The following is a 13,119-nucleotide window of genomic DNA, read 5'->3' as shown; positions in this document are numbered from 1 at the left end:
TCTATCCGCCCGTATTCGGGTCGGCTCATTCGGCGTCGGGCTGGTTCTCCGGCGCCGCCTTTGAAAACGCGTCGAGCGCCAGGCAGGCGCGCTCGATCTCGAGCAGCTTGGGCCAGCGCTGCAGATCCACCCCGAAGCGCCGCGCATTGACCAGCTGCGGCACCAGGAACAGGTCCGCCAGGGTCACGCTGTCACCAAAGCAATAGGTGCCGGCCGTATCGGCGATCAGCGCGTTGCAGGCATCGAAGCCGTCCTCGATCACCTTCGCCGCCCAGCCATTGACCTGGGCCTCGTCGAGCCCGAGCGCGCGCAGATTGGCGAGCACCTTGAGGTTCTGCACCGGATGGGTGTCGCAGGCGATCACCTGGGCGAAGGCGCGGACCTTGGCGCGGGCAATCGGCTCGGCCGGCAGCAGCGCCGGTTCCGGACGCACTTCATCCAGATATTCGCAGATCGCCAGGCTCTGGGTGAGCACCGCCCCGTCGATCTCCAACGCCGGCAGCAGTCCTTGCGGATTGATCGCGCGATATTCCGGCGCGTTTTGCTCGCCCTTGCGCAGATGGTGGAAGGCATCGGCATATCCGATGCCCTTCAGGTTGAGCGCGATGCGCACCCGGTAGGATGCGCCCGAGCGGAAATAGCCGTGCAGGGTCACCGCATCAGTCACGTGCCGGCGCTCCCACCTTGATCACGCAATCGCTGAGGCCGGCGATCGACACGACGACCTCGTCGCCCTCTACCACCGCGCCGACGCCCGCCGGGGTGCCGGTATAGATCAGGTCGCCCGGCTCCAGCCGGTAGAAGCGCGAGACATAGGCGATCACATCGGGCACGTCCCAGATCAACTCGTTGAGATCGGCATCCTGCTTCACCACGCCGTTCACCGTCAGCTTGATGCTGCCGCTGTCGAACGTGCCGGTCTCGCTGGCCGGATGGATCAGGCCGAGCGGCGAGGACTGCTCGACATTCTTGCCGGTGCTCCACGGACGGCCCTTTTCGCGCGCTTCGAGCTGCAAGTCGCGGCGGGTCATGTCGAGGCCGGTGGCATAGCCATAGATGTGATCCAGCGCATCGGCGGCGGCGATGTTGCGCCCGCCCTTGCCGATCGCGAGCACCAGCTCGGCTTCATAATGGAAATTGGCCGTCTCGCTGGGATAGGCCACGGTCGTGCCGGTCGGCACCACGGTCTCGGCCCACTTCGTGAAGAAGAAGGGCGGCTCGCGGTCCGGATCGCGGCCCATCTCGCGGGCATGGGCGGCATAGTTGCGGCCGATGCAGAAGACGCGGCGGACCGGAAACTGGTTGCCGTCGGTGGTCGCGGCGAGCACCGGATCCTGGGGGGCGAATAGGGTCGTCACGAATTCTGCTCCTTGTAGAGGTTCAGCTTCTCCTGCGCGGCCTTGTCCGAATAACCGAACAGCACCAGCGTGCTCCCGGCCCGCAGGCGAAGCTCGTGCCACGACGGCACGGTGAAGATGTCACGCGGATTGAGCGCGATTTCCTTGCCCTCGATCACCGCGGTGCCGCTGCCTTCGACCACGACGAACACGGTGCCGTCGGTGCTGCGGCGCGGCCGCGTCTCGAAGCCTGCGGGCAGCAGGCGGACATGCGCGGCGATGGTCGACATCACCGGGCCGCCATTGGCCGGATTGAGGAACTCCAGGGCGTGGCCAAGATGCGGATCGATCTCGGCCGAGGCGGCCATGGCATCGAGTGCGGGGCGCCACTCGGCATAGGGATAGTGGAACAGCGGCTGGTGCGACGGGCGGCGATCGGCCAGAGATCCGCGCAGCGGCCGCATGTTGTGGCCATAGCGCGCCAGCGTGTCGCCGGGCTTCACCGTCTCGGGATAGACCTTCTCCTCGCCCTTCTCGGCGAAGCTCGCATCGAAATGGCGGACGGTCGGGATGTCGAGCCCGTCGAGCCAGATCATCGGCTTGTCGGTGGGGTTGCCATGGTCGTGCCATTGCCAGCCGGGGGTCAGCACCAGATCGAACGGGCGCATGATCGCCTTTTCGCCGTCGACCGCGGTGAAGGCGCCGTCGCCTTCCATCACGAAGCGCAGCGCCGACTGGGCGTGGCGGTGCGCCGGGGCGACTTCGCCCGGCAGGATCAGCTGGAGCCCGGCATAGAGGCTCGGCACGATCGCCGACTGGCCTTCCAGCCCGGGGTTCTCGAGGATCAGCACGCGGCGCTCGGCCTGTTCGGCGGAGATCAGGTCGCCGGCGCGCAGCAGATAGTCGCGCGCTTCGGCATAGGACCAGCGGTGGACCTGCGCCGGCGACTTGGGCTGCGGGCGGACCAGCTCGGCGAGCGATTCCCACAGCGGCGTCAGATGCGCGGGCGCCATCTCCTCGTACAGCGCTTCAAGCTGGGTCCGCTGGTCGTTGGCGAGAGTCATGCCCGATACTCACGAAATGGGGTGTGCGGCGCAGAGTAGGGGGCGCCGCACCCGTTATCCATCGGGCAATTGATTGTCCTATGTCAAACGAATTATCCGCTCCAGCCGAGCCTTTCGCTGACCTCGCGACAGGAAGCGGCGAGCTTGTCGAGCACCGCGCCGCTGTCGTCCGCCTTGTAGGCGCCGGGCACCAGCGCGGTGGCGCTGAGGATCGCGCGGCCCTGCATGTCGAAGATCGGGAAGGCGGCGGCGCGCAGCCCCGGGATCACCGTACCCTCGACATAGGCACGGCCGTCCGCGCGGACCCGCTTGCGGATCGCCGCGACATCCGCCGCGGTCATCTCGCTGTCAGCCAGTTCGCGCGCCAGCAGCGGATCGGTCTCGACCTCGGGCACGAAGCTCAGGAAGATGTGCCCGGTGGCGGAGTAGAGCAAAGGCAGCACCGCGCCGACGCCGAACGAGGTCATCACCGCCGGGCGGCCCATGTGCCAGCGCACCACCGTCGGCCCCTGCGGACCGAGCGCGGCGACCTGCACCGTGCGGCCGGTCTCGCGGACGAACGCCTCGATCGCGGTATCGGCGACACGGAAGGCATCGGTGCGGGCGAGCGCGCTCAGCCCGAGCTTGAGCGCGGCGGGGCCCAAATCGTAGCGGCCGGTGGTGCGGTCCTGCTGGGTCATCCCCGCCGCGGTCAGGCTGGCGAGATAGCGGTGCGTCTGCGGGCCGGAGAGGCCGCTCGCCTGGGCGATCGCGCCCAGCGTCGACGCCTCGCCCAGCGCGGCGAGCGCCTCGAGCACCCCCAGCCCGATCTCGACCGATTGAATCCCCCGCCGACGCTTGTCGGCCTCGCCCTCTGTGCTTTCCGTCATCGGGGCACTCTAGGGGCGGCAATCAGCGATCGAAAGCCGTCGATTCGCGCTCGATCACGTCGAAGGGCATGCGGATCGACTGGGTATCCCCGAAATCGTCGCGCCCGGTGACGCGCGCGACGAGCAGCTCGGTCGCCCGCTCGCCGATCAGCTCGACAGGCTGGCGGACGGTGGAGAGCGACGGCCAGATCTTCACCGCGATCGGCGCGTCGTCGAACCCCGCGACCGCGATATCCTCCGGAATGCGCAGCCCGCGGCGATGGACCACGGCGGAGACGCCCGAGGCCATGTCGTCGTTCGAGGCGAAGATCGCGGTCGGCGGCCTGGACAATGCCAGCAGCGCCTCGCCAGCCTCCAGCCCGGATTCGAAGGTGAAGCGCCCCTGCTGGACCAGGCCCTCTTCCCAGGGAAGCCCCGCCGCGGCCACCGCATCGCGGAATCCGACGAGGCGCAAGGGGCTCGAATCATGGCTGGGCGGGCCGGTGACGAAGCCGATCCGGCGATGCCCGCGCGCGATCAGCCGCTCGGCCATCGCCCGCGTCGCGGCGCGGTCGTCGACCCCGATCGTCGCCATGTCGGGCAGCTCGCCGCCATGCGCCACCGCGGCGACCGGCACGCCGAGCTCGGCGATCAGCCCGGAGCCGCTGACCAGCTCGCCATAGGGCGGCGCCAGCAGGATCGCGTTCGCCCCGCCGCGCACCAGCAGCCGCATCGCCGCCTCGGTATCGGCCATCACCGGCGCCTCGACCTTGCCGATCATCAGTTCCGCGCCCAGCCGCGAGGTCGCGTTGAGCGCGCCGACCAGCATCGCGCTGAGGAAGGCGTTCTGCGAATTCTGGTAGACGATGCCGATCCGGCAGGTGGCGGCGCTGGCCAGCGAGCGCGCCGCGACATTGGGCTGGTAGCCCAGCGCGCGCACCGATTCGAGCACGCTCTCGCGCGTCGCCGCGCTCACCCGGCCCGTGCCGTTGACGACATAGGACACCGTCATCGCCGATACGCCGGCATGCTCGGCCACCGTCTGGATGGTGACGCCCGTCCCCTTGCGTCGTGCCCGTGCCATCTACCCCCTGCTCGCTCCCTTATCCGGCGTCCCGCCCCGTCTGCGCGCGATAGCACCGCATGCCAAGCCACAGGGCAAGCACGGAAAGCGGCGAAGCCACGCCGGCGACCAACGCGATCGCCTCCGGCAGCTTCTGCGGATCGGCGAACCAGTAATCGGTGCACAGCGCAATCGCCGTGGGACCAAGCGCCGCGCCGATCAGGTTGATCGTGAGCATGTAGAAGGCCGAGACCAGCGCCCGCATCCGGTTGGGCGTCATCTCGAGCAGCGTCGCGAGCCCCCCGCCGAAGTTGAACCCCGCGAAGAAGTTCATGAGCCCGATCAGCGCCAGCGCGCCGGTGGCGGTCGGCATCAGCGGGAAGGCGATGGTGATCGGCACCAGCGCGACGAAGCCGAACAGCGACGCCTTGAGGCTCGCCCCCGAGCGCCCCGCCGCGCGCAGCTTCGACGCGACGAACCCGCCGACCAGCGCGCCGCTGGTGCCGCACAGGAACACGATCGGCCCGTAATGGCTGCCGACCTGCGCGGTGGTCCAGCCGAAGGTCCGCTGGAGGAAGGCGGGGATCCACACCGAAGTGCCGTTGCCGATGAAGATCATCAGCGCAAAGCCCAGGGTGATGCCGATATAGGCGCCCTTGCGCGCGCCAATATGCGCGAACAGCTCGGACAGCGGCACCTTCTCCTGCGCCACCGCAGCGCCCCGGCGCAGCGGCTCGCGCACCGTCAGCATCAGGCCGGTGAGCACCACGCCGGGCAGGCCGAGCAGCAGGAAGACGATCTGCCAGCCCTTCATCGCCCCGAAGATCGGCACGATCACCGTCGAGGAAGGCGGGATCGCGGTCGAGATCAGCCCGCCGATGATCAGTGCCGAGGCGCCGCCCAGATAGAGGCCGATCTGATAGACCCCCATCGCCGCCGGCAGCTTCTCCTTGGGGAAATAGTCGGAGAGCAGCGAATAGGCCGCCGGGGTCAGCCCGCCCTCGCCCGCGCCGACCATCACGCGCGCCGCGAACAGCCCGGCGAAGGAGCGCGCGAGGCCGCACAGGCTGGTCGCGATGCTCCACACGAAGATCGCGCCCGCGATGATGTTGCGCCGGTTCGAGCGATCGGCGATCCGCGCGATCGGAATGCCCACCGCGACGTAGAACAGGGTGAAGCTCAGCCCGTAGAGCAGGCTGATCGCGGTATCGTTGATCTGCAGGTCGGCCTTGATCGGCTGCACCAGCAGCGCCATCGCCTGGCGATCGACGAACGCCAGCGTGTTCGCCAGCATCAGCAGGATCGCGACGTACCAGGCGGTGGTTCTGGCCGGCCAGGGCGTGGTGTCGGCGGCGGCGGTTGCTGCGGTCATGGTCATTCCGGCTTCTGGGGGAAATAGGGCTTGCCCGCTTGCCCTGCCTTGGTCTTGGCGGGGCTGTCGGGGAAGATGTCGTTCATCTTGGTCGGCAGATCGGCGGGCTTGTACCAGCCGGCCGGGAAGTCCGCGGCGTGCGTGCCGCCCTCGACCCTATAGACCACGCCGGGGCTGGTCTTCTCGGTATAGGGCACGACATGCTGGCCCTTGTTGTTCGCCAGCTGGTCGAACAACGCCTTGCGCAGCGTGACCTTGGCATCGAAATAGGCCGGGTCGTCGATCAGGTTGCGGCGTTCCTCGGGGTCCTTTGCGAGGTCGTACAGCTCCTCGGTGTCCCAGACCCCGTGATACTGGATGTACTTCACCCGATCGCGTTCGATCGCGAAGGTCGTCGGCGTCTGCGGGAAGGTCCATTCCCAATAATATTCGTAGATGAAGTCGCTGGGCTTCCAGCCGGCCAGTTTCACCTTGCCCTCGGCGAGGCCAAGGAAGCTCGATCCCTCCATCTGCTGTGGCTTCGCGACATGCGCGGCGTCGAGAAAGGTTGGCGCGAGATCGAGGTTGCGGACCAGCGCAGGGTTGATCGCCCCCTTCGCCACGCCCATCCCCGGCGCATAGACGACCATGGGAACGCGCACTGACGGCTCATAGGCGTTGCGCTTGTCGATCAGGCCATGGTCGCCGATCAGGAAGCCATTGTCCGAATAGAACACGATCATCGTGTTCTTCTCGAGCCTGTTCTTCCTCAGATAGGCGAGGATCCGCCCGAGGCTGTCGTCCACCGGCGAGAGCGTGCGGTAGATGTCGCGCACCCGCTCCTTGAGGTCGGGCTTGCCGGTGTACGGATTGTCGGCGCCGTGCCAGCTGTTGCGCTGGTTCTGCACCCAGAGCGGCTTGCCCGCATTGTTCTCCGGCGTGTTCGCCAGCGTATCGGGCAGCCGGATCTCCAGATCCTTGTACTGGTCCTTGTAGCGCTCGGGCGGCAGCGCATCCGAATGCACGGCCTTGTGGCTGAGATAGACGAAGAAGGGCTTCGACTTGTCCCGGCCCTTTTCCAGCCAGTCCATCGTGTAGTCGGTCAGCTCGTCGGTGATATAGCCGGTGCGCTTCACTTCGCGGCCATCGACATTGAGCATCTGGCGCGCTCCGGCAGCCAATTGCGCCGGGCTCAGCCGCTCGGTCGGGAAATAGGTGCCCTGCCCCTTGAAGCTCACCCATTTGTCAAAACCGGGCCGCGGGGCATCGGTGTCGAAGCCCATGTGCCATTTGCCGAAAAAGGCGGTCTGGTAGCCGGCCTTCTGGAGGTAGGCGGGGAAGAAGATCAGCCCGTCTTCCGAGCTGTTGTTGTTGTCGACCACGCCGTGGTTGCGCGCGGTCTGACCGGTGAGGATCGTCGCGCGGCTCGGGCTGCACAGCGAGGATGTGACCACGGCATTGGGGAAATAGGTGCCGTTCTTCGCCAGGAAATCGATGTTCGGCGTCTTCAGGCCCGGGTTGAGGAAGCCCATCATGTCGAAGCGCAGATCGTCGACCAGCACGAAGATGATGTTAGGCTGCTGGGCTTCCTGTGTCTGCGGGGCCGTCACACCGGTCGGGCCCGACACGGCAGGCACCGCCAGCGCCACGCTCGCCATGGCGGCGCAGCCGGACAGGATGATGCGGCGGAGCTTGCCCATGGTCGTCAGTCCTTCAGGAACGCGTCGCGGTAGCGGTCGAGCTTGCGGACATAGTCCGGCCCCTCGGACAGCGGGAGGGCGCCGTACCGGCTAGCCTCCCGCTGCCATATCGCCTTGAGCTCCGAGACCTTGTTCGGATTGCGACCCGAGAGGTCTTCTGCTTCGGCGAAATCAGCTTCCGTGTCGTAGAGCGCCCAGTGATCCTGCTCGAACGGGGTGCCGAGCTTGTGGATCGCCACCGCGCGCCACTTGCCCGCGCGCACCGCGCGGTTGCCGCGCAGCTCGAAGAACTGCACCGGCCGCGGATCGGGCGCGCTCGCGGAGAACAGGGCGTTGCGGAACGAGGCGCCTGCGACCGGGATCATCGGCTTGCCGTCCACCACCGCATCGAAGCGCGCACCGGCCAGCTCGACCAGGGTCGGTGCGATATCGACCGCGTCGATGCGCTGGCGGCGGATCGCGCCCTTGTTCGGCAGGTGCCCCGGCCAGCTGACAATCAGCGGGGTGCGCACCCCGCCGGCATTGGGCCAGGATTTGTAGCGGCGGAACGGCGTGTTGCTCGCCATGCCCCAGGGACGTTGCATGCCGATCTGCGCGGTGCCGATATCCTGCATGTGCGTCGCCAGCTCGGCGGCATCGAGATGCGCGGGCGGATAGAGCTGGCCGATCGAGCCGGTCTGGCCATGCTCGGCGCTGGCGCCATTGTCCGAGAGCAGCACGAACACCGTGTTGTCATAGTCGCCGCTCGCCTTGAGTGCCGCGACCAGCCGGCCGATCTGCTCGTCGGTATGCGTCAGGAAGCCGGCATAGGCTTCCATGAACCGCGCATAGACCCGCTTCCTGACCGGATCGAGCGGCTCCCATGCATCGTCCCCGGAATTGGCGGGCGGCAGCGTCGTACCCGGCGGCACGATTCCCATCGTCTTTTGCCGGGCGAAGCGCGCGGCACGGATGGCGTCCCAGCCCTTGTCATATTGACCGGCATACGCATCGATATAGGGCCTGGGCACCTGGATCGGCGCATGGGTGGCGCCGAACGCAAGATAGAGAAAGCGCGGCTTCCCGGGCGAGGCCGCCTTGCTCTCGGCCAGCCTGGCGATCGCGCGATCGGTGATGTCGGCGGAGAAATGATAGTTCGGGTCGGACGGCTTGCCGATCTTCGCGTTGTTCTCGACCAGGTCGGGGCGATACTGGTCGGCCCAGCCGCTGATGAAGCCGTAATAATAGTCGAACCCGCGCTGGCGCGGCCAGGACGCGTTGTTGCCCGGGCTGCCGTCCTGGAATTCGGTGGCGAGATGCCATTTGCCGATCGCCAGCGTCGCATAGCCGCCCGCGCGCAGCGCCTCGGGCAGCAGCTGGACATTGGCGGCGAGATCGCCGGCGTCCTTGCCGGTGCCGGGCGGCTGGAACCTGCCCGAGGGCAGATCGGCCAGACCCAAACTGTGGTTGTTGCGGCCGGTGAGCAGCGCCGCCCGCGTCGCGGTGCAGATCGCCTTGCTCTCGAAATGGTTGAAGCGCTGGCCGTCGGCGGCGAGCGCATCGATGTTCGGCGTGCGGATCTCAGACCCGAAACAGCCGAAGTCCGAATAGCCGGTGTCGTCGAGCACGATCAGCACGATGTTCGGCGGCTTGCGCTTGCTGGCCTGGCCCGGCGTGGCGGCGGCGAGCGCGCTGGTCGCGAACAAGGCGCCGATCAGCTGGCGGCGGGACGATTTCATTGCGGCGATACCTCCACGATGACGCGGCGATAGCGAGTGATCGGCGGGGTGCCCCGGTCGCGCACTTCGAGGATCAGGTGCAGCGCGGTCGGCGCCTTGACCGCCGGCGCGACGAAGCGCGCACGGAGTGTCCCGGCATCGGCGATCTCGACTGCCGGCTGTCCGGGAATGCCGCCCACTTCGCGGTACTGCCACCAGCGATAGTCGAGCGCATCGCCGTCGGGATCGCTTGTGCCGGCGGCATCGAGCGTCACCGTCTCGCCCGGCTTCGCCCTGATCCGCACCGGCGCGAGCCCGGCCACGCCCTGCGCCACCATCACCGGCGCGTGGTTCGCCCTGGCATCGACGCTCCACGCCATCCGCGCGGCGAAGTCGTTCTGGAAAGCTGCACGCCAGCGATATACCGACGCCTGGTTGCCCGACCAGGTGCGCCCGTCGCGGGTGAAGACGTCCTTCACGTCGGCGAACGGCCCGGCGCCATCCGGCGCGGCATGCATGTAGCGCCCGCCCCAGCCGCCCTGCTCGGGATGTTCGGGGTCGTTCAGCCCGTTGGGGATCAGGTGCAGGAAGGAGGGCGTATCGCCTTCCATGATGAATTCGGGCAGCGGGTAGCGCGCGCCGAGCGGCCCCCGCCGGATATGCTGCGACAGCCAGCCATCGGTGACCATCTCGCGATCGGGAAACTGCTCGGCATTGCGCCGGTCGCTCGAGATGCCGGCCCAGGTCGCCATATTGTACTGCCCCCAGCCATGGATGCTGGCGATCCAGAACAACGACGGGAAATTCCGCCGCGCCCAGGGACCGGCATCATCCTGGTCGGAGATCGAATAGACGCGCAGCTTCTTGAGGAACGTCTGCACCTGCGCCGGGCTGCGGGTGGCGCGGACGTGCCAGAGTGCCTGGGCCAGATCGACTGCTCCGCCCCATAGCAGCACCCAGACCGGGCGCGTGTCGGCGCGGTCGACGGACTGGACGATCAGCTTCGAGGCTTCGCTGTCCTTGCCCCTGCCGACACCGCCCATGCCGTAGCTCGGCTGGCCAGAGCGCAACACGCCACGCAAGGCATCGGCGGTGGGATAATTCGGCGAGTGGCGCAGCAGGTTCGGCCGCACGGTTTCATACGCATCGATCCGTTCGCGCATCAGCTGCGGCTGGACCTTGTCGCGCTGCCAGACCGAGGTGGTGGCGACCAGCCCCTCGACGTCGAAGCTGTCGGTGTAGAGCAGGAAGCGGACGAGCGATTCCGAATCGTCGGGCTCGTTGCCGATGTCGCTGAGCACGATCACGCGCGGACGCTCGGCGGGGGCAGCCGCGGCGGGGATCGCCGGCGCCGCCTGGGCGGAAAGCAGGAGGAGGGCGAAGGGAAGCATCGGCCAGTCCTCAGTCACGCGGGATAGAAACAAAAGGGTGGGCGGACCGGAGGGGACGGTCCGCCCGATAGGAGGGGCTCTTAGAAGCGGGCGCTGAAGGTCGCGCCGAAGTAACGGTCGGCGTCCTTGCTGACATTGGCCCACAGGTCATAGGGGTTCGCGGCATTCGCCAGGATCGTCCCATGGTTGAGCTGGGTGTAATAGGTCTGGTCGAACAGGTTGCGAACGAACACCGTCAGCCCATATTTGTTGTCGCTGGTGTGGATGCCCACGCTCGCGTCGACGATCGCATAGCCTTGCTGGGTGAGCAGCGGGTCCTGGTTGAGCGCGAACCCGGTCTTGCTCTGATAGTTCAGGCTGACCTGGGCGAAGCCGGCGATGCCGCCAAAGTCATGCTCGTAGCGCGGCGAGACGCCGACGCGGTAGCGCGGGGTGGCGGGCAGGTTGCCGCCGACCACGTCGATGATCGCGCTCGACAGCGTCGTCGTGCCGTTCACCGTGGTGCTGCGGACATAGCATTGGTTGACCGGGAAGTTCGACGCATAGGTGCCGGTCGACACCGTCTGGATCGGGCAGCTCTGCCCCGGCACGTCGATCGTGGCATCGACCAGCGTGAAGTTCGCGGCGATCGAAAGCTCGCTCGAAGGATGGAAGTTCGCTTCCACCTCAAAGCCCTGCGAACGCGACTTGCCGGCATTGCCGAGCACGGTGATGAACGTGCCCGCGGCCGGATCGCTCACCAGCGACTGGATCTGCAGATTGGTGAAGTCCGAGCGGAAAAGTGCCGCGTTGATGTCGAACTTGCCGCCCGGCGCGATCCACTTGGCGCCGAGTTCATAGGCATCGACATGCTCGGGCGCGATGCCGTTCTGCGTGTCGAACCGGGTCTGCGCGTCGATGTCGAGCGCGAAGGCCTTATAGCCGCGCGTATAGCTGCCATAGACCTGCAGGTTGCGGTTGAACTCGTAGCGCAGGCCCGCCTTGCCGGTGAGCGCGGTGTCGTCGCGCGAACGGGTGCCGCTGTTGACGGTGATGCCGGGGAACAGCGCGTCGCCGGCGACCAGCGGGCCGAAGACGCGGCCGGTGACGGTCTGCTTCTCATACTGGCCGCGCAGGCCGGCGATCACATGCAGTCCGCCCGCCACGCGCCAGTCGACCTGGCCGAACAGCGCATAGTTGTCGCTCTTGAAATTGCCCTCGAAGCCCGAGGAGTCGGCGCTGGTCTGGGTGCAGGGCTGGCCCAGCGTGCCGGCGGCGCAGCGCAGGCGACGGCGCGCCAGCGAGCGGTCGAGATCGAGATGGTTGTAGAAGGCGCCGATGACATAGGTGAAGTCGCGGCTGCCGTTCGAGCCGAGGCGCAGCTCCTGCGAATAGTTGTTATAGCCCAGGTGCGTGGAGTTGTTGTTCCACTGCGAATAGGGGAAGGCGCCGACATAGCGCACCGGGTTCGACGCGATCTGGTCGGGCTCGAACTGGTCGTTCTGGCGATAATATTGCCAGGCAGTGATCGAGGTCAGCGTCGCCGCGCCGAGGTCCCAGTCGCCCTGCAGCGACACCACCGACGACTTGGTGTGGTAGTAGCTCAGATCGTCGTTCGAGATGGTGCGGTTCTCGGGGGAAGCGACCACCGAGGAGCCGAGCAGCGTCTTCATCGCCGGGGTTACGATCGAGACGGGCACGCGCGAGCAGCAATCGGCGTTGTTCTCGCGATAGTCGCCGGTCAGCAGGAAGGTGAGGTTCGAAGCGGCATCCCATTCGAGCTTGCCGCGCGCGCCCCAGCTTTCGTTGCCGTTGACCATCTTGTCCTGGGCGGCGTTGTAGATGTAGCCGCCGATGTGGTTGTAGAAGCCGCTCACCCGGGCGCGCAGCGTGTCGCTGATCGGGCCGCTGATCGACCCCTTCACGCGATACTCGTTGTGCTCGGCGATCGTCGCCTCGACATTGCCGCCAAAGGTCTTGGACGGGCGTGCGGTGATGATGTTGATCACGCCGGCGGTCGCGTTCTTGCCGAACAGCGTGCCCTGCGGGCCGCGCAGCACTTCGACGCGCTCGAGATCGGCGAGATCGCTGAAGCCCTGGGCTTGGCGCGGCGCGACCACGCCGTCGACCACGACCGCGACGGCCGATTCAACGCCGAGGCTGAACAGCTGGGTGCCGACGCCGCGGATGCGGAAGCCGCTGTTGCCGGGGTTGTTGCCCTGCTGGAACTGGAGCGACGGCACCGCGCGGGTGAGGCTGGCGGTGTCGTTGATCTGCGCGCTCGACAGCGTATCGGCGCTGACCGCGGTGACGGCGACCGGCACTTCGACCAGGCGCTCGCTGCGCTTGTTCGCGGTGACGATGATCTCGCCTTCCGAAGAGATGTCGGCGGCGGGCGCTTCCTGCGTGGCCTCGGCCGGTGCGGCAGCTTCCTGCGCGAACGCCGTGCCCGGCAGCAGCATAGCCGCCGCGACCAGGGCCGTAGCGCTGATGCCGCACTTAAGCTTCATGTTAGAGACGCTCATCAGTTCCTCCCACAGCAGCGACCGCTATGCGGCTCGCCTTGTTCTCCTAAGGAGCGACGCGACCGTGCGACCAAGCTCCCGTTCAGTCGCTTCGGCAAGTTGCCTTAGCGCTAAATCTAGCCTGTGCTGAAACTTTCCAACGCCATTGTCAATGGTGGAATGCA

The 13,119-nt window shown here is 67.1% G+C and carries 10 protein-coding genes; all 10 read right to left on the bottom strand.

Translation table 11 applies throughout. The features are described 5' to 3' along the window. Positions 1-25 precede the first annotated feature (25 nt). Entirely contained in the window at positions 26-667 is a 642-nt protein-coding gene (gene maiA, locus AC1RJ5_RS15055) for a maleylacetoacetate isomerase (protein WP_269573181.1), read from the bottom strand. Next, positions 660-1,358, bottom strand: a complete 699-nt coding sequence (locus AC1RJ5_RS15050; RefSeq protein ID WP_493114076.1) for a fumarylacetoacetate hydrolase family protein — start codon at positions 1,356-1,358, stop codon at positions 660-662. The genes maiA and AC1RJ5_RS15050 overlap by 8 nt, the downstream gene beginning before the upstream one ends. After that, positions 1,355-2,401, bottom strand: coding sequence for a gentisate 1,2-dioxygenase (gene gtdA / locus AC1RJ5_RS15045; RefSeq protein WP_493114074.1), 1,047 nt, complete (start codon positions 2,399-2,401; stop codon positions 1,355-1,357). The genes AC1RJ5_RS15050 and gtdA overlap by 4 nt, the downstream gene beginning before the upstream one ends. A gap of 92 nt (positions 2,402-2,493) precedes the next feature. Then, the gene (locus AC1RJ5_RS15040; RefSeq protein WP_269573184.1) at positions 2,494-3,270 is read right to left on the bottom strand and encodes an IclR family transcriptional regulator; all 777 of its coding nucleotides are present in this window, start codon (positions 3,268-3,270) and stop codon (positions 2,494-2,496) included. Positions 3,271-3,292: 22 nt separating this feature from the next. Continuing rightward, positions 3,293-4,333 carry a LacI family DNA-binding transcriptional regulator gene (locus AC1RJ5_RS15035; RefSeq protein ID WP_493114072.1) on the bottom strand — a complete coding sequence of 347 codons (1,041 nt, stop codon included), beginning with the start codon at positions 4,331-4,333 and terminating at the stop codon, positions 3,293-3,295. A gap of 19 nt (positions 4,334-4,352) precedes the next feature. Beyond that, on the bottom strand, positions 4,353-5,684 hold the full coding sequence (locus AC1RJ5_RS15030) for an MFS transporter (protein WP_269573186.1): 1,332 nt from the start codon (positions 5,682-5,684) through the stop codon (positions 4,353-4,355). A 2-nt stretch (positions 5,685-5,686) separates the two neighbouring features. After that, the gene (locus AC1RJ5_RS15025; RefSeq protein WP_493114069.1) at positions 5,687-7,363 is read right to left on the bottom strand and encodes a sulfatase family protein; all 1,677 of its coding nucleotides are present in this window, start codon (positions 7,361-7,363) and stop codon (positions 5,687-5,689) included. A 5-nt stretch (positions 7,364-7,368) separates the two neighbouring features. After that, complete coding sequence (locus AC1RJ5_RS15020; protein ID WP_493114067.1) at positions 7,369-9,081, bottom strand: arylsulfatase; 1,713 nt, start codon at positions 9,079-9,081, stop codon at positions 7,369-7,371. Then, positions 9,078-10,451 (bottom strand): DUF1593 domain-containing protein, encoded by a 1,374-nt coding sequence (locus tag AC1RJ5_RS15015; RefSeq protein ID WP_493114066.1) that lies wholly within the window; start codon positions 10,449-10,451, stop codon positions 9,078-9,080. Before AC1RJ5_RS15015 ends, AC1RJ5_RS15020 begins: the two co-directional genes overlap by 4 nt. 80 nt (positions 10,452-10,531) lie before the next feature. Then, positions 10,532-12,955: a TonB-dependent receptor gene (locus tag AC1RJ5_RS15010; RefSeq protein ID WP_493114064.1), complete on the bottom strand. Its 2,424-nt coding sequence runs from the start codon at positions 12,953-12,955 to the stop codon at positions 10,532-10,534. Between the last annotated feature and the right edge of the window lie 164 nt (positions 12,956-13,119).

The sequence above is a fragment of the Sphingomonas sp. GW822-FHT03G08 genome (assembly GCF_058801135.1).
Note: the sequence above shows the minus strand (reverse complement) of the source record. Positions and strands in the feature narration are given on the sequence as shown.

Excerpts from the sequence above, each read along its gene's own strand:
- gtdA (WP_493114074.1), bottom strand. The coding sequence starts at position 2,401 with ATGACTCTCGCCAACGACCAGCGGACCCAGCTTGAAGCGCTGTACGAG.
- AC1RJ5_RS15040 (WP_269573184.1), bottom strand. The coding sequence starts at position 3,270 with ATGACGGAAAGCACAGAGGGCGAGGCCGACAAGCGTCGGCGGGGGATT.
- AC1RJ5_RS15035 (WP_493114072.1), bottom strand. The coding sequence starts at position 4,333 with ATGGCACGGGCACGACGCAAGGGGACGGGCGTCACCATCCAGACGGTG.
- AC1RJ5_RS15030 (WP_269573186.1), bottom strand. The coding sequence starts at position 5,684 with ATGACCGCAGCAACCGCCGCCGCCGACACCACGCCCTGGCCGGCCAGA.
- AC1RJ5_RS15025 (WP_493114069.1), bottom strand. The coding sequence starts at position 7,363 with ATGGGCAAGCTCCGCCGCATCATCCTGTCCGGCTGCGCCGCCATGGCG.
- AC1RJ5_RS15020 (WP_493114067.1), bottom strand. The coding sequence starts at position 9,081 with ATGAAATCGTCCCGCCGCCAGCTGATCGGCGCCTTGTTCGCGACCAGC.
- AC1RJ5_RS15015 (WP_493114066.1), bottom strand. The coding sequence starts at position 10,451 with ATGCTTCCCTTCGCCCTCCTCCTGCTTTCCGCCCAGGCGGCGCCGGCG.
- AC1RJ5_RS15010 (WP_493114064.1), bottom strand. The coding sequence starts at position 12,955 with ATGAGCGTCTCTAACATGAAGCTTAAGTGCGGCATCAGCGCTACGGCC.